Annotated in this window: 22 protein-coding genes, 1 pseudogene and 1 other annotated feature; of the genes and pseudogenes, 8 read left to right on the top strand and 15 right to left on the bottom strand. The window is 54.4% G+C overall.

From position 1 onward, the window contains the following. Positions 1 to 45 precede the first annotated feature (45 nt). From AC58P5_RS18500 to ileS, 3 genes are all read right to left on the bottom strand, one after another. Positions 46 to 2076 (bottom strand): penicillin-binding transpeptidase domain-containing protein, encoded by a 2031-nt coding sequence (locus tag AC58P5_RS18500; protein WP_497389034.1) that lies wholly within the window; start codon positions 2074 to 2076, stop codon positions 46 to 48. Further along, positions 2073 to 2348: a penicillin-binding transpeptidase domain-containing protein gene (locus AC58P5_RS18495; protein ID WP_497389032.1), complete on the bottom strand. Its 276-nt coding sequence runs from the start codon at positions 2346 to 2348 to the stop codon at positions 2073 to 2075. Before AC58P5_RS18495 ends, AC58P5_RS18500 begins: the two co-directional genes overlap by 4 nt. A gap of 635 nt (positions 2349 to 2983) precedes the next feature. Then, positions 2984 to 6064: an isoleucine--tRNA ligase gene (ileS, locus tag AC58P5_RS18490; protein ID WP_497389031.1), complete on the bottom strand. Its 3081-nt coding sequence runs from the start codon at positions 6062 to 6064 to the stop codon at positions 2984 to 2986. Positions 6065 to 6116: 52 nt separating this feature from the next. Beyond that, positions 6117 to 6373 (bottom strand) — a binding site (T-box leader). Between the two features lie 208 nt (positions 6374 to 6581). On the opposite strand from ileS, the gene AC58P5_RS18485 reads away from it, so the two are divergent. Then, positions 6582 to 7334 carry an arylamine N-acetyltransferase family protein gene (locus AC58P5_RS18485; RefSeq protein WP_497389029.1) on the top strand — a complete coding sequence of 251 codons (753 nt, stop codon included), beginning with the start codon at positions 6582 to 6584 and terminating at the stop codon, positions 7332 to 7334. 409 nt (positions 7335 to 7743) lie between these two features. Here AC58P5_RS18485 and AC58P5_RS18480 read toward each other — a convergent pair whose 3' ends face one another. Next, positions 7744 to 8292 (bottom strand): flavodoxin family protein, encoded by a 549-nt coding sequence (locus AC58P5_RS18480; protein WP_497389027.1) that lies wholly within the window; start codon positions 8290 to 8292, stop codon positions 7744 to 7746. Positions 8293 to 8509: 217 nt separating this feature from the next. Between AC58P5_RS18480 and AC58P5_RS18475 the strand changes: the two genes are divergently transcribed. Then, positions 8510 to 9457: a LysR family transcriptional regulator gene (locus AC58P5_RS18475; RefSeq protein ID WP_497389025.1), complete on the top strand. Its 948-nt coding sequence runs from the start codon at positions 8510 to 8512 to the stop codon at positions 9455 to 9457. Here the strand turns inward: AC58P5_RS18475 and AC58P5_RS18470 are convergent. The 5 genes from AC58P5_RS18470 to AC58P5_RS18450 all read right to left on the bottom strand — a co-directional run bounded on the left by AC58P5_RS18470 (position 9447) and on the right by AC58P5_RS18450 (position 15540). Continuing rightward, positions 9447 to 10589: a glycerate kinase gene (locus AC58P5_RS18470; RefSeq protein ID WP_497389023.1), complete on the bottom strand. Its 1143-nt coding sequence runs from the start codon at positions 10587 to 10589 to the stop codon at positions 9447 to 9449. The genes AC58P5_RS18475 and AC58P5_RS18470 overlap by 11 nt on opposite strands. A gap of 553 nt (positions 10590 to 11142) precedes the next feature. Then, positions 11143 to 13398, bottom strand: coding sequence for a 5'-nucleotidase C-terminal domain-containing protein (locus AC58P5_RS18465; RefSeq protein WP_497389021.1), 2256 nt, complete (start codon positions 13396 to 13398; stop codon positions 11143 to 11145). 377 nt (positions 13399 to 13775) lie between these two features. After that, entirely contained in the window at positions 13776 to 14180 is a 405-nt protein-coding gene (locus AC58P5_RS18460; RefSeq protein WP_497389019.1) for a DoxX family protein, read from the bottom strand. A gap of 93 nt (positions 14181 to 14273) precedes the next feature. Then, entirely contained in the window at positions 14274 to 15122 is an 849-nt protein-coding gene (locus AC58P5_RS18455) for a M56 family metallopeptidase (RefSeq protein ID WP_497389017.1), read from the bottom strand. 1 nt (position 15123) lies between these two features. After that, positions 15124 to 15540 (bottom strand): BlaI/MecI/CopY family transcriptional regulator, encoded by a 417-nt coding sequence (locus AC58P5_RS18450; RefSeq protein WP_497389015.1) that lies wholly within the window; start codon positions 15538 to 15540, stop codon positions 15124 to 15126. 149 nt (positions 15541 to 15689) lie between these two features. On the opposite strand from AC58P5_RS18450, the gene AC58P5_RS18445 reads away from it, so the two are divergent. Further along, complete coding sequence (locus AC58P5_RS18445) at positions 15690 to 16070, top strand: winged helix-turn-helix transcriptional regulator (RefSeq protein ID WP_497389013.1); 381 nt, start codon at positions 15690 to 15692, stop codon at positions 16068 to 16070. Positions 16071 to 16315: 245 nt separating this feature from the next. On the opposite strand, the gene AC58P5_RS18440 is transcribed toward AC58P5_RS18445, so the two are convergent. The 3 genes and pseudogenes from AC58P5_RS18440 to AC58P5_RS18430 all read right to left on the bottom strand — a co-directional run. Beyond that, on the bottom strand, positions 16316 to 16951 hold the full coding sequence (locus AC58P5_RS18440) for an FMN-dependent NADH-azoreductase (RefSeq protein WP_497389011.1): 636 nt from the start codon (positions 16949 to 16951) through the stop codon (positions 16316 to 16318). A 186-nt stretch (positions 16952 to 17137) separates the two neighbouring features. Then, complete coding sequence (locus AC58P5_RS18435; protein ID WP_497389009.1) at positions 17138 to 17743, bottom strand: nitroreductase family protein; 606 nt, start codon at positions 17741 to 17743, stop codon at positions 17138 to 17140. A 188-nt stretch (positions 17744 to 17931) separates the two neighbouring features. Beyond that, positions 17932 to 18012: pseudogene (locus AC58P5_RS18430) on the bottom strand (DUF5701 family protein); the annotation flags it as partial. 107 nt (positions 18013 to 18119) lie between these two features. Here AC58P5_RS18430 and AC58P5_RS18425 point away from each other — a divergent pair. Genes AC58P5_RS18425 through AC58P5_RS18415 form a run of 3 tightly spaced genes read left to right on the top strand, consistent with a single transcriptional unit; the run spans position 18120 to position 21863 of the window. Next, entirely contained in the window at positions 18120 to 19655 is a 1536-nt protein-coding gene (locus tag AC58P5_RS18425; protein ID WP_497389007.1) for a spore germination protein, read from the top strand. Next, a complete protein-coding gene (locus AC58P5_RS18420) occupies positions 19645 to 20742 on the top strand; it encodes a GerAB/ArcD/ProY family transporter (RefSeq protein ID WP_497389005.1) in 1098 nt (365 codons plus the stop codon). The genes AC58P5_RS18425 and AC58P5_RS18420 overlap by 11 nt, the downstream gene beginning before the upstream one ends. Continuing rightward, on the top strand, positions 20739 to 21863 hold the full coding sequence (locus tag AC58P5_RS18415) for a Ger(x)C family spore germination protein (protein WP_497389003.1): 1125 nt from the start codon (positions 20739 to 20741) through the stop codon (positions 21861 to 21863). Before AC58P5_RS18420 ends, AC58P5_RS18415 begins: the two co-directional genes overlap by 4 nt. Positions 21864 to 21891: 28 nt before the next feature. Here AC58P5_RS18415 and AC58P5_RS18410 read toward each other — a convergent pair whose 3' ends face one another. The 3 genes from AC58P5_RS18410 to AC58P5_RS18400 all read right to left on the bottom strand — a co-directional run bounded on the left by AC58P5_RS18410 (position 21892) and on the right by AC58P5_RS18400 (position 24718). Further along, the gene (locus AC58P5_RS18410; protein WP_497389001.1) at positions 21892 to 22686 is read right to left on the bottom strand and encodes an SDR family NAD(P)-dependent oxidoreductase; all 795 of its coding nucleotides are present in this window, start codon (positions 22684 to 22686) and stop codon (positions 21892 to 21894) included. Between the two features lie 10 nt (positions 22687 to 22696). Next, positions 22697 to 23215, bottom strand: coding sequence for an NUDIX domain-containing protein (locus tag AC58P5_RS18405; RefSeq protein ID WP_497388999.1), 519 nt, complete (start codon positions 23213 to 23215; stop codon positions 22697 to 22699). A 420-nt stretch (positions 23216 to 23635) separates the two neighbouring features. Then, the gene (locus tag AC58P5_RS18400) at positions 23636 to 24718 is read right to left on the bottom strand and encodes a VanZ family protein (protein WP_497388997.1); all 1083 of its coding nucleotides are present in this window, start codon (positions 24716 to 24718) and stop codon (positions 23636 to 23638) included. A 437-nt stretch (positions 24719 to 25155) separates the two neighbouring features. On the opposite strand from AC58P5_RS18400, the gene motA reads away from it, so the two are divergent. Together motA and motB are read left to right on the top strand one after the other, a co-directional pair. Continuing rightward, complete coding sequence (gene motA / locus AC58P5_RS18395) at positions 25156 to 25953, top strand: flagellar motor stator protein MotA (RefSeq protein WP_497388995.1); 798 nt, start codon at positions 25156 to 25158, stop codon at positions 25951 to 25953. Next, the gene (motB, locus tag AC58P5_RS18390; protein ID WP_497388993.1) at positions 25946 to 26746 is read left to right on the top strand and encodes a flagellar motor protein MotB; all 801 of its coding nucleotides are present in this window, start codon (positions 25946 to 25948) and stop codon (positions 26744 to 26746) included. Before motA ends, motB begins: the two co-directional genes overlap by 8 nt. Positions 26747 to 26967: the final 221 nt, after the last annotated feature.

The following is a 26967-nucleotide window of genomic DNA, read 5'->3' as shown; positions in this document are numbered from 1 at the left end:
AGGCAAAAAGCTCTTCTTGCGCAAAGAGAGCCTTTTGCCTGCTATTTAATTCATCCCGTTCGCATACTGCTGGAAGACAGCTTTTACTCTGGAGGTGATATAGCCGCTTCCTCCCCTTCCTTTTACATCCTCGATCATCATCGACACGAGAAGCTGCGGATCGGCCGCATCGAAACCGACAAACCAGCCGTTCTCCTGTCCTTCTTCCCCTTTGCTCTTTTTAAGCTCGGCCGTGCCCGTTTTGCCTGCGATAAGCTTGCCCGGTACAGCCGCTCCGTGGCCCACACCGCGCGGATCCTTAACCGCTTCGACAAGATCCTTCTTCAAAAGTTCGGCCGTTTCGGGCTTCATCGCCGAAGGCTTCCAGTATTTCTCCTTGCCTTTGTCTTCCTTCAAAAGCGACGGGTAAATGATGTTGCCCTGATTCACAAGCGCCGAATAAGTCAAGGCGATATGCAGGGAAGTCATCGTCACTTCACCTTGTCCGTAACCGGAGTCGGCCAGTTGGATATCGTTTGCGATCTGTTTGTTGTAGAGCTGCGAGGTATCGAACGCATACGGCAGCGGAAGCTTCTCACTGATGCCGAATTTGGCGGAAGCCCGGGTAAACTTGTCTTTCCCCAGCTCCAAAGCGGCCTGGGCGAAATAAATGTTGTCCGAGTTCGTCAGCGCGCTCTGCAGATTGACCGGACTCGAATCGTGCACCCGGGTCACGTAGTAACTGCCCCAGGATGCGTCTTTCGTCCAGCGCAGCCCTTTGATAGTCTTTTGCTCGTCGGGATTCAGCACCCCCTCGTCGATCGAAACCGCAGCCGTGAGCATTTTGAAAGCCGAACCGGGCGAGAAGGTTTTCGTGAAGCGGTTCAGGAACGGCTTCTTGGGATCCTCGCTCAACTGCTTGTACTGCGTGCCGGATATTCCCTTCACAAAAGCGTTTGGATTGTACGACGGACTGCTCACGAGAGCGAGTAATTCTCCGGTAAGCGGCTGGATTGCGGCGGCCGATCCGGCATCTTTTTTCATCTGCTCGTAGACCAGCTTCTGAAGATTGGCGTCGATGCTGAGCGTAACGGTCTGACCCGGAACCATCTCTTTCTCGGCCAGTGTTTCTCTCTCGGTGCCGTCGGCCCCCGTAACGAAGATTTTATAACCGGGCCGGCCCTTGAGCTGCTTCTCGTAGATCTGCTCCAGCCCCGCCTTGCCGATTACGTCGCCCGTACGGTAGCCTTCGCTCTCAAGCTTTTTCAGCTCCTCCGCACTGATCTGTCCGATATATCCGGTCAAGTGCGCCGCCGCTTCGTTAAACGGATAGGTACGGATTTCTTTGCTGCTGAACGTGACGCCGGGAAGCTTCGTGTAAGCCTCCGTTTCACCGTCTTGAATGTACGCGAGCGGAACGAACGATTCCGGCTTCACCCAGGATGCCGACAGCTTCTGATTGATCTCCTCCACCTTCATCTGGAGTTTTTCCGCCAGCTTCGCTTTGGTCTGCTGCGCCGCATCGCCCAGCTTGCCCGGTACGACGCCGATCTGTTTGCCCGGACCGTTATAGGCGAGCTTGTTGCCGCGCCTGTCCACGATTTCTCCCCGTACCGCCTCGGTGCTCTGGACTCTTACCTTATCCCCGTCCTTCAATTGAGGGAACAGGTAGGAAGGCGCCCAATCGACCTGCCAGACGGTATCTTTCTCTTTCTTGTCCTTCACCAGACGGGCCGTCTGGTCGAATTTAACCGGACCGGCGAGCGTGTTCAGCTCCACATGAAACGGGACGGAAACCTCGTCCTTATTCTTGACCGGTTTCTGCAGCTCTTCCGGAAAAGTCGGTTTTACGGTCAAATCCGTCATTTCAATTCCTTTATAGACGCTTTCGTATTTTTTGACGAAATCGTCTTTGGTGATTTTAGTCTGCGACGCCGGGGAAAGTTTGTCGTACATCGCTGCGTAGTTGTGTTCTTTCCAGCCGCTCACGTAGGCCTCGAAAGCGTGCTGCGGCGTTTCTTCCTGACTGCAGGCCGACAAAAGCAGAAGAAGGAGAATACCTCCGATTCCCGCCAGCGTCTTTCCGTTTGTTTTCATAATATCGCCCCCTGAATGTTCGAATGTTCCGGTTGCTCCGGTTCTCTTCCCGTTTTCTTCTTGATTCGCGCTTGCGTATTGGCGCCGGTCAATTCCAGAGCTGCATGCCTCGAAGGACTTCTCCCGCACTCGGGATACCGGTAAGGATGACCGTCCCACGGAACGACCGTTTTCTCGTCCACGGTTCCCGTCTCCAGTCCGATCAGAGAACCGGCAATCTTGAATGTAGAGGCCGGTGAAAGTCTTTTTTCGCACTGCGGCGGATTATACACGTAATAGGTGTGATCCTGCAACCCGTAAAGCAGAAAGCAGCCCTCCTATCCGGCGAACTCCCCGGCCAGATCCAGCGTCTGCATACGGTCGTCGCTGAGAAGGTCAACCGGTTTGGTCTCGGCCAAAGGAGCTGTTTTCGCGGGCGGACCGGATTCCGTTAGATCCGTCTTTAACCTCTCTCCCTAGGCACAAGCATAACGGATGATTGTATCGAAACGGTCTCACCCGGCGAAAAAAATTCGCTTTTGTGTCTACGTAACCTTCATTATATTTCAAAACAGCGCACATTTTGTTTCAAAAATGTAAACATCGCGGAAGAAAAAGGAATCCCTTGAGAACCGTATCATTGAATAAGCGCTGAAAACTCAGATTTTCTCATGTAGTTGACCGTTCATTTCATCGAAGTACACGCTATTTTCCTATTGCGATTCCATCTGTATCAGATAGCCGAAAATAGCCAATCAAATAGGCTGCCTATTCGATTTTATCTCCAGCTCTTTCTTTATGGGTCTATTCCGTGAAAATACCAGCAGAGTCGCGACGAAAGTCTGACCCGCCGTAAAGTAAAAAAACTCACGGCAAAAGCCGTGAGTTTTGCAAAGCAATCACCCGTTTACGGGAGGTCACGCGAGATTTATTCCACTCGCATCCGCAGGGTGGCCTCGCCGAGGACGATTTCCTCCATGTCATCCGCGTTCTCGTAACGGATCGTACTTACCAGCACGTTATCGCGGAGAACCTCTTCATAACGATGCAAAGCCTCTTTAAGCTGCGGATCCGCATCCAGCACAAGATTAATGCGCCGGTCAATCGGCAAATCCAGCTTTTTGCGGTAGTCCTGCACGGCCCGGACGACCTCACGGACGGCCCCTTCCTGCTTGAGCGCTTCCGTTACTTCCGTATTCAGGGCGACGGTAAGTCCGTAGCCGGATGCGGAAGCGAACCCTGGCTTTGCCGTTTTTTCGACGAGCAGCTCATCCAGGGTCAGGTGCACGCTTTCCCCTTGAACCTCCGTATCCAGAACTCCCAGGCCGACCGCTGCGGCAACTTCTTCAGGAGAAAGATTCTTCAGGTACGTTTGCAGGGGACCGACCAATTTGCCGTATTTTTTGCCGGCCGCTTTCAGGTTCAGCTTCAAAGCAAACTGGACAAAACCGGCATCGCTTTGTTCAAGACGGACCTGCTTCACATTGATCTCCTCCTGGATGATCGCTTCAAAACGGTCCAGCGCGAACTCCCGGTCAAGCGAAATCAAAAGCTCCGACAGCGGCTGGCGGGTCTTGATCGCCGTTTCGTTGCGGATGCTGCGGGCCAGTTCGACGATCTGCCGCGCCGTCTCCATCTCGCTTTCCAGCGCGGTGTCGATGGCGGCTTCGTCCGCTTTCGGATAGTCGGTCAGATGCACACTGCCTTTGCCGCCGAGATTGCCGTATACGTCTTCCGCGATCAGCGGAGCGTAAGGTGCGATCATCCGAGCAAGCGTGAGCAGAACTTCGTGCAGTGTCTGATACGCCTCCACTTTGTCTTCGGACATGCCGCTTCCCCAGAAACGGTCACGCGAACGCCGGATGTACCAGTTGCTCAGCTCATCCACGAACACCTCGATCTGCTTGGCCGGGTTGAGGAAGTCGTTCGCATCCAGTCCTTTGACGACACTTGCGAGCGTGCTGTTCAGCCGCGACAAAATCCAGCGGTCCAGCTCATTGCGTTTCGGCTTCCGTTCGAACGAACCCGGATCAAACCCGTCGATATCGGCATACAGGGCAAAAAACGCATGCGTGTTATGAATCGTATCGACGATCTTCGATTTCGCTTCCGCCACGATTTGTTTGGAGAAGCGTTTGCTGTTCCACGGTGCGCTGTCCGACAGAAGCGCCCAGCGGAACGCATCCGTTCCGAATTCTTCGACGATGTTCCACGGATCGAGGACATTGCCCTTGCTCTTGGACATTTTGAGCCCGTTCTCATCCAGCACGTGGCCCGTTGAAATGACCGCCTTGTACGGCGCCCGGCCGTTGTACAGCGTCGAAACCGCCAGCAGGCTGAAAAACCATCCGCGCGTCTGGTCGATGCCTTCGCAGATCATATCCGCGGGGTACTGCTCGCCGAACGTTTTCTCGTCTCCGAACGGATGATGATACTGGGCGAACGGCATCGAGCCGCTGTCGAACCAGACGTCGATCACTTCCGGCGTTCTCTCCATCACCCCGCCGCACGAACAGCGGAGCTTGACGTCATCCACGTACGGCTTGTGAAGCTCCAAGTTCTCGTCCACGGGATCGACGGCACGCTCACGCAGTTCACGGTGGCTTCCCGGAGCAAATTCCTCTCCGCAATCCCCGCATACCCATACGTTAAGGGGCGTTCCCCAGTACCGGTTGCGGCTGATATTCCAATCCACCAGCTCTTCCAGGAATTTTCCGAAACGGCCTTCGCGGAGATGGCCGGGATACCAGTTCACTTCGTTGTTGTTCGCGATAAGCTGATCCTTGACCGCCGTCGTGCGGATAAACCAGCTTTCCATGGCGTAATAGAGCAGCGGTGACTTGCAGCGCCAGCAGAACGGATAGCTGTGCTCATAACGTTCTTTGGCGAAAAGCAGACCGCGTTCCGACAGCTTTTTCACGATATCCACGTCGCAGTCTTTCACAAACCGGCCCGCAAAATCGGTGATTTCCGAAGAATAGGTGCCGTCCTGCTTCACGACATGGACGAAATCGATCCCATGCTGGCGTGTGGTGCGGTAGTCGTCTTCCCCGTGCGCGGGCGCGATATGCACAATCCCGGTTCCGCTCGCATCGCTGACATACTCGGCATCTACGACCAGATGGCCTTTGTTCAGGTTCAAATAACCGAAAGGCGGCTCGTAAGGAGTTCCGACGAACTCGGCTCCTTTGTGGACGGAAAGAATTTCCGCTTTGCCTTCGAAAACTTTCTCGGCGAGATTTTGCGCCGTCACGTACACTTCTCCGTTATGCTTCACTTTGACATAGTCAAGATCCTTGTTTACCGCCAGCGCCACGTTGGCCGGAAGCGTCCAGGGGGTCGTCGTCCATGCGAGGAAATATTCGTCCGCCGCTTTGCTCTTGAACTTGACCGTGGCACTCAGGTCTTTCACATCCTCGTAGCCCTGCGCCACTTCGTGCGAGCTCAGCGTCGTCTGGCAATCCGGGCAGTACGGGCTGACACGGTGGCCCTTGTACAGAAGCCCTTTCTTGTGAATGGTTGACAGGATATGCCAGACGCTCTCGATGTAATCGTTCGTCAGCGTCACATACGGATGCTCCATATCGGTCCAATAAGCGATGGCCTCGGTGAGCTCGCGCCACTGCTTTTCATATTCGAACACGCTGTTCTTGCACGTTTCCACAAACTTGGCCACGCCGTATTCCTCGATCTCCTGCTTGCCCGAAATGCCCAGCTGCTTCTCTACGCCCAGCTCGACCGGAAGCCCGTGCGTATCCCAGCCCGCCTTGCGGACGACACGGTAGCCCGACATCGTTTTGTAGCGCCCGATAAAATCCTTCATGACCCGGCCGAGCACATGCCCGATATGCGGCTTGCCGTTCGCGGTAGGCGGACCTTCATAGAAGACGAAGTTCGGCTTTCCTTCCCGGTTCTCGATCGAACGGCGGAACGTATCGTCCTCCCTCCACTGGTTAAGAACGCGCAGCTCGCGGGTTCTCGCTTTTTCTTTGACATCCACTTTATTCATGTTCCGTCATCCTTTCGGCTTCGTTCTGAAGACAACAAAAAAATCCCGCCCCGTAAGGGACGAGATTGGTTCTCGCGCTACCACCCTTTTTCCGCCAAAGCCTTGTTGATAAAAGCTCAGCGGCACCTCATCTGCGTACGATCATACGCGTCCCTTGTAACGGCGGGATCCCGGGTCAGCTTACTTGCCTGCTTCAGCTTTCCTTCTCGGAGAGGATTTTCTGCTCATTCTTGTACATTGGCTTTCAGCGCGCGGCCAACTCTCTGGGGAACAAGGGATCAGCGTACTCGTTCTCGTCAATGAATTTCTCGGGTTCATTTTCAGATATTCCATTTTTACAGCATTTTCGGCAAAATGTCAACCCGTGTTTGTCCGTATGCGCTGCGGCGGGCGGTGATTTCGTTACCCGCTCCTTTTTTACCTAGTTTTTTCCAGTGGTACTTGTGTGGCTTTCAATAAGGAGGTAGTCTTGAAGAGAACAATCAGTCGGACTCTTGCCTTTGGAGGAGGTGCTTGTATGAATGTCGAGGTTTATTTGAAAAGAATTCACATCGGCCGTCCGGCCAAGCTGGATCTGGCTGCCCTTAAGGAGCTTCAGCGTCAGCATATGCTGCACGTGCCTTTTGAAAATCTGGACGTAATCCGTCAAGTACCGATCACGCTGGATATCGCTTCCTTTTATGAAAAGGTGATCGGGCGCCGCCGCGGAGGCTTCTGCTACGAGCTCAACGGACTTTTCAGCACACTCCTCAAGGAGCTTGGTTTCACGGTGCGCCTCATTGCGGCTACCGTCGGCAAGCCGGACGGAACGTGGGGGATGCGGGAAAGCCATGCGACCATACTGGTCGAGCTGGACCAATCGTACCTGGTCGATGTCGGATTCGGCGACTCCGCCCGCTCTCCCGTTCCGCTGGACGGGACGCCCGTGCAGGATGTAAGCGGCGTCTACCGGGCCGCGAAAGTACCGGAAGCCGAAGGCTTGTACGATCTCCAGCGGGAAGGTGAGGACAGCGTCTGGAACACGCTGTACCGCTTCTCGACGGCGCCCCGCTCGCTGGAAAGCTTTGCGGAAGCGTGCACGTTCAACCAGACGTCGCCCGAGTCTCATTTTACGCAGAAGCTGCTGGCGACAAAAGCGACTGCGGCGGGTCGGTTAACGATTTCGGGCGACCAGCTGATCGAAACGGCCGGAGACGTCAAAAGCAAGCGGCCGCTGGCCCCGGAGGAGCTGGAGAAGACGCTGAACAGCCGGTTGGGCCTGTTCGTCTGAAAGGCGGAAAGCCTGTGCGCTCGCTTAGAGCTGACCGGCTTTCCGGCGTTTGCCGCCGCGAGGCGAAACTTCGGTCTTTTGAGCTTGCTGCGGCGCTTCAAGACGAGTGGTGCCGGGCGGCCGCATAAAGCCGACATGCTTTCCGGCGTTTGCCGTCGTGGCGATACTTCGGCTTTCCGGCGTTTGCGGAGGCGCTTCAATGTGTGATACCGGGGCATCCGCTTAAACCGACATGCTTTGTGGCGTTTTCCGCCGGGGCGATTTCGGCTTGCCGCAAACGCCCGGAACGCGAATAACCGGTCATTTCGCATAGAACGGACCGGCTATCGATGCGTATTCGGCTGTATCCCTCTTCAGACCGTCTTGTCTTCCTCCGATGCTCCCGCCTGCGCCATACTACGTGCCTTTCTTATTGCAGCGCCGCCAGCTTGTTTCGAAGCCGCTCCGCCGCAAACATTCCTTCCGCGTCCTGAAGGACATCGCCCGGTTTATTTCCTTTGCCGAGGATATAACCTTCGAAGCGGATGCCCATAAAGTCGAAAATATACTGAAACTGCTGAATCATCGGCAGTCCTTTGATTTCCGGCAGGTCTCCTCCGACGGCAATGACGTAGGCTTTTTTGGCGGCCATCGTTTTTTTGAAATCGGGATAGTCCCCGTCCCTCATCATCTGCGACCAGCGGTCCACGAAGTTTTTCATGATTCCCGACATGCTGTACCAGTACACCGGGGTCGCAAAAATCAGAACATCGGCGGCGAGCACCCGGTCGATCACTTCCTTGTAATCGTCGTTCATCTCCGGAAACCCCTCTTCCGCATGACGCCCGTCTATGATCGGCCGGATCGTATAACCGTTAAGCTGAATCCGGTCGGCTGTCAGGCCTTTCACGGCTTCCTCCGTCAGCTGCTCCGTATTTCCGTCGGGGCGGGTTCCCCCGTAAATTACTGCGATTGACATGGCTGCGTTCACTCCTCGGTTCGATATGTCGGCAGGCTCGTGCCCGTCCGCAGTGCGAGCGGGGGGGATGCCTCGTTCGCTTCATTTAGCGAATTGTTCCGGTGCCTTCAGGCCTTGCCGGACACTGCCCTCTCATTTTACAATAAAGAGAACGATCAACAAAGCCGATTATTTTGATTATATCAATCAATAATTTCGATGAAAGAGAGATGCAGCGATGGAAACCAAACAGCTTCTGACGTTTAAAACGGCCGCCGAAAACCTGAACTTTACCCAGACGGCCCGGATGCTTAACTTCGCCCAATCCAGTGTGACCGCGCAAATTAAAGCTCTGGAATCCGAGCTTGGAGTTCCCTTGTTCGAACGGCTCGGCAAACGGCTCGTTCTAACGGAAGCGGGACGCCAGTTTAAATCGTATGCCGATAAAATCATTACCCTGACGGAAGAAGCCAAACAGGCCGTCCGCGGGGACGAAGAGCAGGCCGGAACGCTTGTAATCGGCGCCCAGGAAAGCCAGTGCACGTATCGTCTTCCCGCTTTGCTCAAAGAATTCAAAGCCCGGTTCCCGAACGTGAAGCTGGTGTTCCGGCCTTCGAATTCGGATGCTCATGCCAGGGAGCAGCTGCTGGAGGGCGTACTGGATATCGCGTTTATTATGGACAGCTGCAAGCCGAGGGAAGCGCTGCATATCGAAACGCTGATCCGCGAGGAACTCAAGATCGTGGCCTCGCCCGATCATCCGCTTGCGGATGTGCGGAACATAACGCCCAAGCAACTGGAGCACGAAACGTTCCTGCTGACGGAAGCCGGCTGTTCCTACCGGACTATTCTGGAGAGGTCCTTCAGCTCCGTATCTGTCTATCCGCTGAACAAATTCGAGTTTGCGAGCATCGAAGCCATCAAGCAGTGCGTGATGTCGGGCCTCGGAATCGCCATTCTGCCCGGCATGGTTGTAGCGGCCGACCTGCGTGAAGGGAAGCTGGCCGAGCTGGCCTGGAAAGCGCCCGAGGACGCGCTATTCACCCAGATCGCCTGGCACAAGGACAAATGGATGACGCCGCCTCTGCTGGCCTTTATCGAGCTGACACGGAAAGTATTCCATGCCGGCGAGAAAGCTCCGCGGCACAATCCGGAAGCGGCGCCGGAAGCATCGCTTACTTCCTGAAGGCGAAAACGCGCATGACCTGCGCGGCCGTCTGTTCCAGCAGCTCCGGAGTGCGGCGCATGGCCTCACCGAGGGACATCGGCCCGTTTACGAGGCTGAACACGGCCGTGACTCCCTGCCCGTAAAGCTCCTCGATTCCTTCGCCGACAGACCCGGCCAGCACTACAGCGGGCACGCCGTGCTTCGCGGCCAGCCCGGCGACTCCGGCCGGCGTCTTGCCTCCGGCCGTCTGGGCATCTATCCGGCCTTCTCCGGTCAGGACCAGATCCGCCCCCTTGACGGCCTCCTCCAGTCCCGTCACCGCGGAGACGATCGAGAAGCCCGATTCGAGCCTGGCATTCAAGAAGGCGAGAATGCCCCCGGCCAAACCGCCCGCCGCTCCCGTTCCGGGCATCCCGTGCAGGGCCGTGCCGGTTGCATCCCGAATCACATCCGCGAAGCGGGCGAGGTTGTGCTCCAGCCGGTCGACCATGTCCGGCGAAGCCCCCTTCTGGGGCCCGAAAACGGCCGAGGCGCCGGAAGGACCCGTGAAGGGATTGGATACGTCGCACGCCAGCGTAAACGTGCAGTCGGCCAGCCGCTTGTCGAGGTTCCCCGCGGAAATTCCGGCAGCCTCGCCCAGCGCTCCTCCCCCGGCACCGGCCGCGAGAACCTTGCCTTCGCTGTCCAGCAGGTCCACTCCCAGGGCCTGAAGCATCCCCGCTCCTCCGTCGTTCGTGGCGCTCCCGCCCAGGCCGAGTATAAAATGGCGGCAGCCCTGATCCAGCGCCGCCAGAATCAACTGCCCGAATCCGTAAGTGGACGTCAGCAGCGGGTTCCGTTTGGATTCTTCCAGCAGATAGAGCCCCGACGACTGCGCCATCTCGATGACCCCGGTCCTGCCGTCACTTAGAATTCCGAAGACGGAGGAAATTTCCCGGCCCAGCGGGTCTCTCACGACCGTTTGGATCATCTGTCCGTTTGCCGCTTCGACAAGACATTCCAGGGTCCCTTCCCCGCCGTCCGCCATCGGAATAACGGAGGTGGCGACGTTCCCAATACCTGCCAGTCGAACGCCCCTTTCCATGGCAAGCCCCGCTTCCTTGGCGGACAGGCTGCCTTTATAGGAATCCGGCGCAATGACGATTTTCAAGGGAATCCGCTCCTTTTTCTTCTAGTCGCTGTTACTTTATCTTGCAGGTGCCCGCAAAAGACAAGCAGGCTTTGGGGATCAGCCCGTTATTCGTTCCGGGCGGACCCACGGTTTCCCGCTGCTCTTGATTCCTTCCGGTTTTAGTCGGGTAATAGGAGCGCTTGCCGGCCGCGGCGCTGTTTGCCGCTTCCAGTCCGATTACCTTATTTTTCCAGACGCGTGATAGGTTCTTCCGGCAGCTTGACCCGCCGGTTTCAAAGGTTTCTCCACACCCATCTCGGAACCCGCAGAAGCTCATCCTTCCGGACGTACACATAAGCCGAGCAGCCTTGCGTCCCCTCGTAAAATACGGCGGCGGAATCTTCTACCGAAAATTGTTGCACGTCCGGTCCGGCTTCGTCAATCACCCGACCGCATCGTATCCCGGAGTAAAAGGAGTTGGCGGGGAGGACGGATAGACGCCTTCCCTTCTCATGAGATCCGTCAGGGCTGCGCCAGATGCTCATAAAAAACAGCCCGGCCATAGGCCGGACTGCTGCTTGCACGTGGTTCTTTACGGAAGCATTTTCACATACTCGCCGTAAACGTAAGCTATGCTTCCTTTATAGGATACTTTCACCCAGCCATAGCTGCTGCCGAGCACATTCAGAATCGTACCTTTCGGTACGGCGGTAATAATTTTCGCGGTCGCGGAAGCCTTTGTCCGCACATTCAGGAAGTAGGACGTCACTTGCGCCTGCTTCTTAACGGCCGGCTGCGGTTTTGGTTTTGGTTCCGGTTTTGGTTCCGGTTTTGGTTCCGGTTTTGGTTCCGGTTTTGGTTCCGGTTTAGGCTGAGGTGCGGTCGGTTCACCGCTTCCGCCCGCTTTAACCGCCGCGTTCAGCTTGCGGTAAAATTCACCTTTTGTCTGAACACCGTCAAACAGGCTGCCGCTCACCTTGGCTTTTCCGGAGAGAGCCGCGATTTCTTCTGTAGTGACCGGGGCCAGAATGTTGACGGACTCCACGTTCGTGTACTTGCCGTCTTCCGTCTTCGGTACCTGCAGGATGCCCGAGTTGATCAGCTCCACCACATCGGCGCGCTCGGGAGAAGTCGTATCTACGCCGATAATTTTCCAGTTATCCTGGATTTTCGGCTCGTAAACCCCGTTCTTCACTTCTTTCAGGTAAGCGATCGCGCGGCTGCGGACCGTTCCGCCCATCTCACCGAATGCGGACGCGTCTTTCGATGACCAGAGCTGTTCGAACTTGCGGCCTTCCAGAGCGCCGCCTTTCGCTTTCAGCGCGTCCATCCGGTAAGCGTTCATGCCCAGCTTTAAGTTGTCTTCGGGCCGGATGGATGTGCCGTCCATTTTACGCAGGTTCGTAATGCGGCTGCCGTACGGCTTCGTCAAATCGATGTCATACTTGACCCCGCCGAAGAAATCGTTCGTGCTGTACTTGGACGCGCGGCGTTTTTTGTCGAAGCTAACGGTTACGTCGCCCGGACGGGTGGAATTGAAATATCCTACCGCCCATTCCATGTAATCTTTCACATCTTTGCCCGTTACTTTATAAACTGTAATTTCGCCGAGGGCGAACTGGTAGTTGTACGCGATATCTTTCTTCTTGATCGGTCCGATATCCAGACGCGCTTTGTCGTTGTCAATCTGGTGCGCGACTACGTCGGCCTTGCTGTAATGGAGCATCACTTCACTGAAAAAGTCCGATAAAGGCGTCTCCTGGATTTGTACGCTCGGAATGCCTTCAATCTCGTTCTTCGGAACGAGATTCATCCCTTTCAGCTGCGCCACTTCGATATTGGCATCCGCCCGCGCGAAGTCGTGAAAGGGCTTCAGCGTTTTCTCCAGCTCGGGATCGGAAACGGCTGTTACCCCGCTTGCGTCTTTAACAGGAAGAGCGGCCGCTTTCTTGTCCTTAAGGACCATTTTCCCGTCCTTCTCCGTAAAGGTCAGGTCGATCCGGGAAACATGAGTGCCGTACTTGTCCGGTTCGGCGATGAGCACCCCGTTGACGGTCTCCGATTTGACCAGCTTGTGCATATGTCCGGCAAAAATCGCGGCCAGTTCCGGGTTCGCATTGGCGACGTCCGCGACACCGGTTCCCGGCACGCCGTTCTCGTTCTCGATCCCCATGTGCATGAGGCCGATCATTACGTCGACTTTGCCTTCCAGCTCTTTTACGGCTTTCTTCGTCTCTTCCACCGGATTCTTGAACTGGATTCCGTCCAGATGGTCGGTTCCCTTCTCAAATTCGGCAGTCATAGGGGTGTCCATCCCGATAATGCCGATTTTCACGCCCGCTTTTTCGATAATGGTATACGCAGGGAGAAATCTGTCCCCGTTGTCTTTGTAAATATTGCCGCCGAGCATTTGCCCCTTGTACTGCGAAGTAATCTTTTTAAATACGTCCAGCCCGAAATTAAATTCGTGGTTGCCCATGACCCAGGCATCGTAATTCATTTCGTTCATGGCGACCATCATCGGAGACTTCGGCTGGTCGTTAAACAGCTCCGCGGAATTGTCCTGAATCATGTCCCCTGCATCCACAAGAACCGTATTCGGATTCTCCTGACGCACTTTTTTGATCATGGTAAAAAGCTGGGTCAGACTCCCGTTCGTGTTAGGCCCGTCCAGTGCATAATCCCACGGCATAAAACGTCCGTGAATGTCCGACGTTCCCAGGATGGAAATCTCGGTGTCGGGCTTAGCCTGTTCAACCGTTTGCGCCGCAGCCTGACCGCTTGTGAAAACGGTTCCGAATAACAGCATAGCGGATACAGCCAGACTTACTGCTTTCTTTGCCTTCATGATGTCTCTCCCCTTCTGTGGTGGTAAGTTGGCGGCCGCTTCCGATTTTACAACAGCCTCTGCTTCCCTTAAAAGGCTATGCCAAATTTTGCTGCCTTTTTGAAACATAGTTCCGATTTTACAACAGAAGCGTCGATTTGAATATGATTTTATTTACGAAACCTTTACAATTCTTTTCACCGTGTCCCAGGAACCTGAAATTTTCCGTCAAAAAAAACACAGAGCCCGTTAGCCCTGTGTTTTCCGTTGTGTAAATCGGCCCGGCTGTCAACTGCCGCCCGAAACCTTTATTTATGCCGGAACGCCCGCATGGCCATGCCGCTGACCGCACATACCGAACGTTTGAAACGTTATTGAAGCTCACTGCCAACCCGCATTTACAGGGCGTTCGTTTTTCCCCGGGAAAAAACATTTTCCAGCGCTAAAAATTGCTTGCCCGTGAAGAACAACCCAAGGGACATTCCGAGCAGCGCCAGCTCCAGCTCATAGCCTCCGGTGAATCCTAGGCTCAGCTTCGCCGTAAAGATCGCCACCAGCATGATAACGGCAAATGCCGCCGCAATCCAGCGCGTTCCAAGTCCGATCAGCATAAGGATGCCTCCCGCGAGCTCGATAACCGCCACCACGTACGCCATGAACCCGGGAAGCCCCAGACTGCCGAAAAAACCGGCAACGCCGCTCAGCCCGCCTTCAAACTTCTGATAACCGTGAACGAGAAAGATCAAGCCGAGAACAATCCGTAAAATAAACGCTCCATACTGCCATTTGTTCATTGAATTCATTTTTAATTTCCTCCTTGGTTTTACACTACAATGCGTAGTGTTTATAGTCGCAAGAACACTACGAATCGTAGTGTCTGTGCTTAAAAAAATTTTTCAGAACAATATCTGGACGAAAAGCCAAGTCAGCATGACCAGAACATAACCGGAGATCATGGTTGGCGTAAGCGGCGGCCGGAAAGAAATCGGGGATTCCGGATCGACAATTCTGCGGATTCTGTAATTGATCGAAGTATCCGCGAAGGATGCGTACGCGAACGGCATGGCAACCGTACCGCCTCTTCGGAGCAGTTTCAGCAGGGCGCTGCCGAGATCGCGGGAAGAGCCTTGGCGCGAAATCGCGTAATTGTCCGCAAGTATCTCCCGCGCGATTTTGTACTGGTGGTGGAACCATTTCAGTACGGGAAGATACCACAGCACCGAAGCCAATAACGAGAGGAAGAACATGCTGCGCGGATCTCCCGTCTGCTGATGGTGCAGTTCATGATGGATAACGGCCTCCGCCTCGCTCGCCTCCAGCATATTCAAGAGTCCGGTGGACAGGACGACCGCCGGCCTGCCGAATCCCATCGTCAGCGCGATCGGCTCGTCCGACACGACCACGACGATGTTACCCCGCGCTTCGGGATACATCCGGTTCAGCTCCGCAGACAGCTTCGTATGCCGGCATGCGTCCAGCTTGGCGAAGATTCTCCGCGACAAGACGAACTGCCGGAGGATTTGCCACAAACTGTACGCGAACGTGACGATCACAAAGGCATCCAGCAAATGAGCGATGGAGAGAATGCCTTTGGAACGCATCCATTCGGTGCAGACATCCAGCACGTTAAACCCGATTCTGAGGCCGAACAGGACATGCAGGGCATACATGGTCATCTGAAACAGGACAACGCCCGCAATCAGAACCGACGAACGGAAAATGAATCTGGACCGGGACTGCCACATGTTACTTGTCCTTCTGCAGATCCAGGATTTTCTGTTGCAGCTTCTCAATGAGCATGGGATCCACCTCTTCCAGGGCATCGAGCATATGGTTGACCACCAGAGACGATCCGAATTCCTCCATAAGCTCGTGGGTCAATTCTTTCGACTGGCATTCGAGAAACTCGTCTCTGGATTGGACCGGCCTGTAAAGCGACGTTCTTCGGTCCATTCTTTTCGACAAGATTCCTTTATCCAAAAGCCGGTTCATAACCGTCATAACGGTGTTGAAGTTCACTAGCTTCTCTCGTTCCAGCGCGTGCTGGACGTCCTTGATCGCCATCTCGGGCCCGTCCCACAAAATACTCATGATCTTGGCCTCCAGAGGGCCGAAAAACCGGTTAAGCCCGCTTTCGTTCGTTTTAAAATTATGAATTTTCACGAGACCGCCCCCTTCCACTACTCATTGTAGTGTTCGCGGCATAACGGTGTCAAGTGCACATCTATCCAGTCTTATATACAGGGCGCGAGGCAGTAGAAGCGCAGATATGCTATAGTAATAAAAAAGGTACCGTGAAAGGAGGCCGTCCCATGGAAATTATCCCCGAGCAGTGTAAAGTGGTCGTGGCTCTCGACATGATTGTCGGCAAATGGAAACCCTTAGTCATTCAACATTTAATCAGCAAAGATACGCTCCGGTTTAACGAGCTCAGAAGATTGATGCCCGATATTACCCAGCGTATGCTGACCCTGCATCTGCGCGAGCTTGAAGAGCAGGACATCGTCCGGCGGGTCGTTTATCCGCAGGTTCCCCCCAAGGTGGAATACTCCATTACGGCGTATGGCCGGACCCTGGAGCCGATCCTCCACTCCATGCACGTCTGGGGCGCGGCCCATGTCGAGCATATGAAGCACCGGAACGCCGAATCCGCCGCGAACGCGGAAGGCCAGGCGGCTTCGGCGCGGCCTTAACGCCCGGCCTGCGGACGCCTCGGCCCCGCAGGTAGGCGCGCGCCGCCCTGCGTGCAGTTCGCGCCTTGCGATGCGGCGTCTCATCAAGCGGCGGATACGACCCGCCGCGGACGCGGGCTGCCCCATTGCGCGAGCCGCAGAGCCCGCGCAGCAAAAAAACCTCCTTCCCTGACAGGGAAACGGAGGTTTTTTGCGCCGGCCGGGGAGTTCCCGGCGGGCAGCTCCGGCTCCAGGCCGGAGGATGTTTAGAAGCGTTTCGCCGCTTCTTTCGCTTTGGCGATCGCCGCTTCTTTGATGGCCGGAGCTTTATCCGGCATAGCCGCCACACCTTCCACGAAGATGCCTTCGAAAGAAGGTACGCCGTGGAACTGCATGATTTTGTTCAGGAAGCTGTGTCCGCTCTCGAAGCTCGCGGCAGGACCTTCGGAGTAGACGCCGCCGCTTGCTTGGATATGAATGGCTTTCTTGTCGGTCAGCAGTCCGACCGGGCCGTTTTCCGTGTATTTGAACGTTTTGCCGGCGATGCAGATAGCATCGATGTAGGCTTTAAGTACCGGAGGGAACGAGAAGTTCCACATCGGGGATACAAAAACATACTTGTCGGCTGCAATGTACTGCTCCACGATATCGTTCAGACGCTGAACTTTCGCCTGCTCGGAAGCGGAAAGCTGGTCAAACGAGGAACCGGAGCGCAGCTTGCCCCATCCGCTGAATACATCCGCGTCGATTTGCGGAATATCCGAGTTATAAAGATCGAGGGCGACGACTTCATCGGCCGGATTCGCTTCGCGATAAGCCTCGATAAATTCTTTACCTACCGCCATGCTGTAAGAAGTTTGGTGATCGTGCGGGTGAGCCGTAATGTATAGGACTGTTGCCATGATTGAATTCTTCCCTTCTCAACGAAAATATCTCGACTTACACGATTAATTATGTCTCATATTTTCCGTTCTGGGAAGTAGGCACATCCATGTGGGTTAGGATAAAAAAAGGTACTGTAAACGGCCAAGTAACAGAATAACCCCCGTTTCTGCAGGAGAAATGGGGGTTCCGACGCGGTCGCGCTGTTACGATTTAGCTACTTTGACCCGTTCATCGACCGGTTTGAATTCCTTGTCGCCCGCAGGCGCCGTCGGCTTGCCGAAAGGCATTTGGGCGATCAGCTTCCACGATTCCGGCAGGTTCCAGGTGCTTTTCACCTTCTCGTCGATCAAAGGGTTGTAATGCTGAAGCGTCGCACCCAGCCCTTCGCTCTCCAGCGCCGTCCAGATGACGTACTGCAGCATGCCGTTTGACTGCTGGGACCAGTTCGGGAAATGGTCTTGATAGCTCGGGAACTGCGCCTGCAGCGCCTCGATGACGGACATATCCTCAAAGAACACAACCGAGCCGTGGCCGCTGCGGAAACTGTTCAGCTTCTGCTCCGTGGCCGCAAACTGGTCTTCCTTGACGATCGTACGCAAAATATCTTTGACGATGTCCCACAGCTTATGATGCTGCTCACCCAGAAGCACGAGTACCCGTGCGCTTTGGGAGTTAAAGGAAGACGGCGTGTGTTTAACCGCTTCCCGCACGATTTCCACAATTTTGTCGTCCGAAACAGGAGATTCTCCGCTGATTCCATAAATGGAGCGTCTTTCCCGGACTGCTTGCAAAAATGGTTCCGATGCCATACGTAATCCCTCCGTTATTCGTAGAAGTGAACGGATAGTAATTTGCCGCTTTGTCCCCGTTCCTATGCAAAAGTTTAGCCATCGAAGGGGGTAAAAGGACACTCACTTCTTAATTACCCGCCGCGGAACGTCAGGAATCTGTCTGATCTTTCATCCAATAAAACGGTATCCGAGCCCAAACCATGCTTTCAAATTCTCGCTCCGCAGGAAGCCGATCCCAGCAACATATGGGGATTTCCGGCCCAGCACCAGCCCAGCTTCGGCTTGCCGCCGCCCTGTGCGAAAGGCTGAATGTGTCTTTTTCCCCCTTCCATAGAGAATAATGGCATTCCCGTTTGAACACATTATGGATATCGAATCCAAAGGTGTGTTTTGCATGAGTCTCTATCGCAAGCTTATCCGGGCGGCCCGGAGCTCAGGACCGGGTGAAAATCTCCCCGAACCGGAAAAAGCCCTCGGGGCTTCCGATTCCATTGCCATCAATATCGGTTACCTGAAGCATGCTCTCTGCTTTACGGAAGATTTAAAGCAGCAGCCCCTGCCTTTCGCCGGTACGGACGGGATGCTCGTTTACCTCGAATCCATGGTCGATCAGGATAAAATACAGCTTCATGTGGTCCAGCCTCTGCACGAAAATACCGGCCAAGAGCTGGATAACTTGTTTAACATTTTGGAAACGACCCGCGAAACTCCGCTGGATAACGCCGTCAAAGCCTTGATTCAGGGAAAATGCGTTTATTTTCTGGAGGGTCTTCAGGGGTTTTATATTTTGGCGACGGAAGCCGTTTACAAACGGACTGTGGAAGAACCCGAGAACGAAGGTGTCATCCGGGGCCCTCACTACGGTTTCATTGAAGTTCTGAACGTAAACTTGTTTCTGATCCGCAGGCTGATCTCAAGCCCTTATTTGACGGTCCGCTATTTTCTGGCCGGTACGCATACGCAAACCCGGATAGCCGTCGTTTATATGAAAAATATCGCCAATGCCGAGCTTGTTCAGGAAGTGGAGGAACGAATCCGGGCCATCTCCGCCGATGCCGTGCTGACTACAGGAATTGTTCAGGAGATTACGGAGGATCATCCGTTCTCCATGTTTCCGCAGCATTTGGCCACCGAGCGTCCGGACCGGACCGCTTCTAATTTATTGGAAGGACGCATCGCGATTCTTACGGAAGGAAGTCCGACCGTCCTTATCGCTCCCGTCACCTTCTTCGCCTTCTACCAGTCGCCGGACGATTATAACGGGCGCTGGATCGTCAGCTCTTTTGTCCGAATGATCCGGATGTTCAGCTTTCTGCTGGCGTTCACACTTCCCGCTCTTTACATCGGGACAGTTTCCTTTCATCCGGACATTTTACCGCTGGAGCTTGTCCATACGATCAAAAGCTCGCTGGAACGCGTCCCTTTTCCCGCTATCGTCGAAGCCATGCTGCTCGAACTCATCTTCGAGTTGCTCCGCGAAGCGGGTATCCGGCTGCCAAGCCGGGTCGGACAGACGATCGGCATCGTCGGCGGTTTGGTCATCGGGGATGCCATTGTACGGGCCGGACTCGTTTCCTATACGATGATTATCGTCGTTTCGCTGACGGCCATCGCCTCTTTTCTCGTCCCGTCCCATGAAATGAGCTCGGCCGTGCGGATTTTGCGCTTTCCGCTGATGATCGCGGCTTCTATTTTCGGATATGTGGGGATCGCTTTCGGTCTGATGCTCCTGACGATCCATCTGTGCAAGCTGGAATCTTTCGGCACGCCCTACTTCTCTCCTTTCGCACCGCTGAGAATAAAAGACATGAAGGACGTGTTTGTCCGTTTTCCTTCTTGGCTGCTCAACGCGCGTCCCCATGACGCCAACCCTAAAATCATAAAGCAAGAAGAGGCCACCTCAAGGAGCTGGAAACGGGATGAAGATTGAACCCAAAGACACCATTTCGCAAGGCCAGCTTTTTCTGCTCATTATTAAACTCCAGATCGGTGTCGGAATTCTTTCGCTGCCTTACCGGCTTCATCAGCTCGCCAAAGGGGGAGGCTGGATTTCGGTTCTGATCGCCGGCTTCTTCCTTCAGCTGATTCTGGTTATGATGTGGATGCTGATGAAGCGGTTCCCCTCCTACAGCGTGTTCGGGATCGCGTCGGCCGTAACGGGCCGGTATGCGGGCACTTTGATCGGAATTGCCTACGTCGCTTACTTTCTTCTGGTCGGCGGCGTTGTCATGATGGGCGCGTTCGATATCATCAACCGCTGGATTCTCCAGAACACTCCGCGCTGGGCGGTGCTGTTCCTGTTTTTGCTGACGGGCGTTTATTTGATCCGGGGCACGTTCCGTACGATTACCCGTATTTTTATTCTTTTCACGTTTCTCATCGGGCCTATGATGTTCCTGATCGGATACGGCGTGCACCGCGCTAATTTCCTGTACCTGCTTCCGCTTAACGAGGCGGGAATTTGGAATATCGTTCTCAGTTCGAAAGAAACGATTACCGCCATGTACGGCTTCGAGCTGATTCTCGTCATTTATCCGTTTGTCAAAGGAAACCATGCCGGCAAACTGAAAGCCGTTTCGGCCGGTACCTGGTTTGTCGTTTTGTTTTACGCCTTCACGGTGTTTACCTGCATGACCGTTTTCAGCCCCCTGCAGCTCAGCATGATTCCGGAGCCGGTCATGTATCTGCTCCGTTCGCTGCCCTTCGGGGCGTTGGACCGGGCAGATCTGCTGTTCCTCCCCATCTGGATGATTTCCATGGTCGCCTCCATGACGGGCTACTGCTATGCGGCCGCTTTCGGCATCGGCCATCTGCTGAAGCATAAGGATCATAAGAAAGCCGCGCCCTTCGCGGTGATTATTTCCTGTGTCATCGCCTATGTGCCGCAGACGAAGGAACAGTTCGAATTTTTTTCGTATATCGCCGACGCGTCGGCTTATTTTTTCCTGATCGGCTTCCCGCTTCTGCTCCTGCTGCTATCCTACGCCCTTAAGAAGAAAGGAGGTAATCCCGTATGAAACGGACCGGACGTATCGGGACCGTGCTGCTTCTGCTTGCCGTGCTGCCCGGCTGCTGGGACGAGGACAGCTTGAGAGATGCCCGCCTGGGATACGGGTCGGGGTATGATCTTACGCCCGACGGCAGGCTGATGCAGACGATCGAAGTCGTCGATGAGCCCCAACAGACCGAGCAGCAGGGTGCGGCGAAGAACGAAGTGGAGTCCGGAACCGGTTATTCCGTCCGGCAGACAAGCGATATTATCCGGACCAAGGTAACCGGCGATATCCGGTACTTTAAATACGGCTTTATGCTGCTTGGCCGAAATGTGGCGGAAAAGGATCTGTATCCGTACCTGGATGTTTTGTACCGCGATCCGCGCAATCCGACTTCCCGGGTTAAAGTCGCCGTCGTGGACGGGTCGGCGAACGAAATGCTCCGGTTGAAGAAGGTCGGCAGCATTCTCATCGGTGAATTTATTACGAGGAAAATCGAAAGCCTGGAGGAGATGAGCGTTTTTCCCGAATTGTCGCTGGAAACGATGCTCGCGATGCTGCTGGATCCCGGCCAGGATTTCGTGCTTCCCTACCTGAAGCAGGACGGGAAAAACGTCGCGGCCGCCGGGAACGTCCTGTTTCACGATCAGCGGATGACCGGCAGCCTGAACGTGGAAGAATCCATTCTGTATTCGCTTCTCATGGGCGCACATAAAAAAACCGCAAGATTTGTGCGGAAAATCAAAGAAGGAGACCGGAACAATCTGGAGAATTACATCACGTTCGATGCCGGGGGACAAAAAAGCAAGCGAAAATTGAAGGTCCAGGTCCGGGAGCGCGAAGTGGATGTTTATCTGGACCTGAACCTTCCGGTAAGAGTGATGGAGTTTGCCGAAGATCATCTGCATGAAAAGGATACGGTGAACCGGCTGAACAAGGACTTGTCCGATCTGCTGACCCGGGACGCCGAAGTCATCATTGGGAAGCTTCAGGAAAGCGGCTGCGATGCGTTCGGTATCGGGAGACAGCTCATTGCCCGCCATCCTAAATTATGGAAGTCCATGGACTGGGAGCAGGAGTATAAAAACGTCCGTTTCCACCCGAAGGTCAACGTGAAAATTGTGGGCTCGGGTGTTTTCAACTGACCTGTTCGCATTCCATATCCCGCGGAGGTTAGACGCCCGGATTCCAGGAGGCGCTGCCATCTTCGGGCATGCCCGGCAGGATCAAACCGCCGTCTACCCGTAGAGAGATGCCGGTCACGTACGACGCCTGCTTCGACGCCAGCCATACCGCAGCCCGGGCGATATCGTCCGGCAGACCTATCCGGCCCAGGGGGATCGTCTCGGCGAACATGTCCAGCTGAGGCTCCGGTTCCCGTACAAGTACGGCTCCGGGAGCCAGACAGTTGACGCGGATTCCGTAAGGCGCGAGATCAAGCGCGGCAGCTTCGGCGGCCCGTTTCAAGCCCGCTTTGAGTCCGCCGTAGGCGGCATCCTCCGGATAAGCCCGCTCGGCCCGCGAGGAGGTAATGTTCAGGATGCATCCCCGGATGCCGCGCTCAATCATGTGACGGGAGGCATCCCGCATCAGAAGCAGCGGAGCGCGGAAATTCAGCCCGTACAAGCTGTCCAGGTTTTCGGCGGGCAGCTCCTGTATGCGGCCGTACAGCCCGATGCCGGCGTTATTCACGAGAACGTCAAGGCGGCCGAGGAATTGCAGGGCCTCTCCTATGGTCGCTTCCGCAGTCTCAAGCTTCCTCAGGTCTCCAGCGATCACTACGCATGGGTCTCCCGACAAGCGTGAAATCTCCTCGGCCGCAGCAGCCGCAGCATCCCCATCCTCATAATGGGAAATCGCGACCCGGTAGCCTGCCGCAGCAAATTCAAGGGCAATGCCCCGTCCGATACCCGTGCTTGCTCCCGTTACGAGTACGGCGGGTTTTGGTCTGTTCTGTTTCTCGTGCATGCCATCCTCCTCAATTGTCAAGCGGCTTGCTTACAGGCCCGCTGTTCAGCGCCGCTTCCACGGCGCAGAGAATGAGCTCGTGATCTTCGATCATATGAGGCAGCTCCCCGGGTTCGACCCAGATGCGGGCCGTACACTCGTTCTCCCGGGTAAAGGCGTGGCAGGCGGCGATATCCATCCGGTAAAAAACCTGATAGCCGATGAGCAGATACTTCCCCGCCGGATCGAAATTCGGATTGTTCTCATGACTCACTTTGATCATCCCGACCGGACGGATCATTCCTTCTACACAGCCTTCCTCCAGGCATTCGCGGTGCAGGGCTTCCCCGGGTGTCTCGCCCGCCTCCACGTGCCCGCCCGGCAGGTTAAAACCGCGGGTTTTGACGCGGACGAGCACTATTTTGCCTTCATAAAAGCAGACACCGTGTACACTGGTGACATCACTTCCGGGAGGCGCTGCGGTAGTCATCCAGGTCAGTTTTACAAGATGGCCGCCCCAATCGGCCTCAATCGTCTTCGATTTCAACATATGATCGCCTCCGTTTGCTTTCGGCCTTCCGATTTTGTGGTCTTCTGCCGGCACCGGCGTCAAGTTCAGACAGGCTGCTTCTGATTTTGCGGCGGCACATAATCCAGCCATTTCTGCCAAGCCAGATCAAGCTGGCTCAGCACGATGCCGATATCGACGGGTTTCTTCATTCCGGTTCCCTCCGCTTCAAGGCTTTTCCTGAGGGAAGCGCCTTCATTTTAGGTCCTCTTTTAAATATAGCGGTTTCGGCCGAAAAAAAGAATCTGCCCGGGGTTAAACAAGTTCTCCTTCTATAAAAAAAGCTTTGTTCAGCCCAGCTCAAACAGCCCCAGTCTCTGAAAGAGAGAACTGAGGCAGCTTTTGCTTTGAAAAACCGGGGAGGCGGAAGACCGGATGAGTTTCCGCTCGATTGACGCTACCCTATTTAATTACGTGCCGCGTGCCGCTTTTCTTCTCGTAAAATAACTGCCGGTTGCGGTTGAACACACAGCGCAGGACGTGAATAGCGAACCAGGCATTAAAGAGGAACATGGCGAAAGTCGCGATGACCATCAGGATATCGGGAAGATTCTCGATCCCCGCCCGGATATACAGCTGATTCAATCCACCGACGAACAAATACAGCAGCCCGTAACGGACGAAAAGCTCGTACAGCGTTATTTTTTCGGATGTGCCTTTGAGACGGATGCGGACGATCCATTTGCCGAGCGTCTGGCCGTTCGTGAAATAAGGCAGCACGATAAAATACAGCACGACGCCCGCCGCATAAGGAATCGGAACATTCAGTACGGCCAGAATGGCAAGTACGGGGCTCATTACGAACCAGTCGAACAGGAACGCAAGCCCACGCCGGGTGTAAGTGACGCGTTTGACCGCCAGGTCCACTTTGTCATCGAGCGATTCGATCTTCGGCAGCAGGGAAGATAACCACTCCGCCGCGACATACCCGATCATCCCCCCCGCCGTATTCATCATAATGTCATCGACATCGAAGAGGCGGTACGGATAATCGTAGATGCCGTACAGGCCGGTTACCTGCGTGATCTCGAAAAACAAAGACAGCCCCATCGAGAACAACAAGCATTTGACCCAGTTTGTGCGGAAATAATACCGCAGGAAAATGCCGAACGGCACCGTAAGCAATACGTTAAAGAGCACTTGAAGGAACGCCCGTTCCTTCAGCAAATGCAGGTACGTGCGCGGTTGATCCGCCACCACGGCCGTTTCCCTTACGATGTCTTCCAGGAAGTGAAACGGAATCCACTGGGCATACGACTCCACCGCCGGGGGCGTATTATGGATGCTCGGAGGCAGCGGCAGAATAATCAGATACAGGGCATTCATCATATACAGAAGAAACAAGTACAGCAGCAATGCCCTGTAAAAGTGTACATACCCGTACTTGCGGTACTGGACGAGCAGAAAGGGGAGCGTGAACAGAACCGCCGCGATCGGAAACGTTAGAAATGCGTACGAAATCGGAAACAAATAGAAGCTGAACATAGAAACACCTGCTGTTAGTGATTTAGTAAAATCTGATTTTAGCACAAGCAACGCCGCTATGCACATCATGCCAAGAGCCGTCGATTCATATGCACCTAAAATTGCACGTTTATAACATTTCAGGAAAGCATCCCAAAAGGCCGGTCATCTTCCAAAACCCGAATGAAGAAATCTTTCATCTTTCTTCGGATACCAAATAAAATTCCTTATCGGATTGATACGAAAAACGTCGAATAAAGTCGAAATCGTCCAGAAAACCTTCGCCGGACAGAGCGGATATTCCTTTTAAAAACGACCCAAAAACGTCGAAAAAGCTTGTTTTTCGCCATTTTGTGTGATTTTTGTGACGTTTGAAGGAACTTTAAAATAACTGTTAACTTTATGTGTACCTTTGTCGATATAGGTCATACAACCTACAACGAAGAGGTGCGCGAACTTTGGAGAAATCTTCTATTATTGGTATCATTCTGGCTATTATAGCCGTAGGCGTCGGCATGGTTTTAAAAGGGGCCAGCCTGACTGCTCTGTTCAACCCTGCCGCTTTGCTTATTATTTTCGTCGGGACGGCGGCCACTCTTTTTATCGGATTTTCGGGCGAAGATCTTAAAAATTTCCCTAAACTGTTGAAAATCGTTTTCACTGAGCAAAAGCTTATGCCCAAAAAAGACCTCATTAATATGGTGGCGGACTGGACAGCTCTTACCCGCCGCGAAGGCCTGCTTTCTCTCGAAGAAAAAGTGAACGAAATTGACGATCCCTTCCTTAAAAGCGGAATGCGGATGATTATCGACGCCAATGATCAGGACTTCGTGCGCGAAGTGTTGATGGAAGATATTGCGGCTATGGAAGACCGGCACCGGAACGGCGCTCAAATCTTTACGCAGGCGGGAACGTACGCCCCTACTCTGGGGGTATTGGGAGCGGTTGTCGGCCTGATTGCGGCGCTGAGCAACCTGAACGAAATCGAGAAGCTCGGCCATCTCATCTCCGCGGCGTTCGTCGCGACTCTTCTCGGTATTTTCTCCGGTTACGTTCTGTGGCATCCCATTGCCAATAAACTGAAGCAGAAATCCAAAAAAGAAGTCACGCTGAAGCTGATGATGGTGGAAGGACTTTTGTCCATTCAGGCCGGCATTTCCTCTTCCGCGGTCAAACAGAAGCTGCTTGTTTTCGTACCAAGCTCCCAGCGTGAAGACGAGGACTCCTCGAAACAATCAGGTACGGACGATGAGTAAAAAGCACAGGAAGGAACATCATGAGGAGCATGTGGACGAGTCTTGGCTCATCCCCTACGCCGACCTTCTGACGCTGCTGCTGGCCTTGTTCATCATTTTGTTCGCTTCCAGTCAGGTGGACTCGAAAAAATACGACAGCATCATGAGAGCTTTGAACTCCGCTTTTACCGGGGGCACCGGGACTTTCGAGACTTCGGCCAAAATACCCTTGAACCGGGACACCAGTACCGCACTCAAGAAGCATGACAACCCGAACCCTTCGGAAAGCGAAGCGCTGCAAAAGCAGTACGAGGCCGAGCAGGCCGATCTGGAGCAGCTTAAGCAGAAGCTCGATCAATACATCACGGACAACAAGCTCGGCTCCGAGCTGGCAACGACCCTGACTGACGACCAGCTAATGATCACGATCCAGGACAAAGCTTTGTTCGCGTCCGGGTCTGCGGTGATTAAATCGGAATCGCGTCGTCTGGCCCAGGCGATGACCGATATGCTGAGCCAATATCCGAAATACCGGATCGAAGTGGCCGGACATGCGGACAATGTGCCGATCAATAACAAGGAGTTTGATTCGAACTGGGATCTAAGCTCCAGACGGGCCCTGAATTTCATGAAAATTTTGCTTGAAAATAACGCCATCGACCCGAGCCGCTTCCGCTCGATCGGATACGGCGAATATCGGCCGGTGGAACCAAACGATTCAGCCGATGGCAGGGCCAAAAACCGCCGCGTCGAGGTAAGCATCATGCGCGGCATCAAAGCGTCGGATGTGAAGAAAACCGCCGCGAATGAATAGTTCCATCCAATAAAGCAGGTTCCTGATTAATACGGGAACCTGCTTTATTTGCTGCCGGGGGCGGAGCGTGGAGGTTGGCCGTCTGCCGTGCAGGGCCGGATCACCCGTCCGGGATTGTAGTAAGCCGGAGACGAAGAGTACTCCTCCCGTTTTGGTCAGCTGATGCAAGCCGGATTGGATCTCTGCGCTGCTATTCTGCATTTTCCGACTTGTGGCTGTGC

This window comes from Paenibacillus sp. JT31N7 (assembly GCF_059692095.1).
This window is presented reverse-complemented; position numbering and strand designations above follow the sequence as displayed.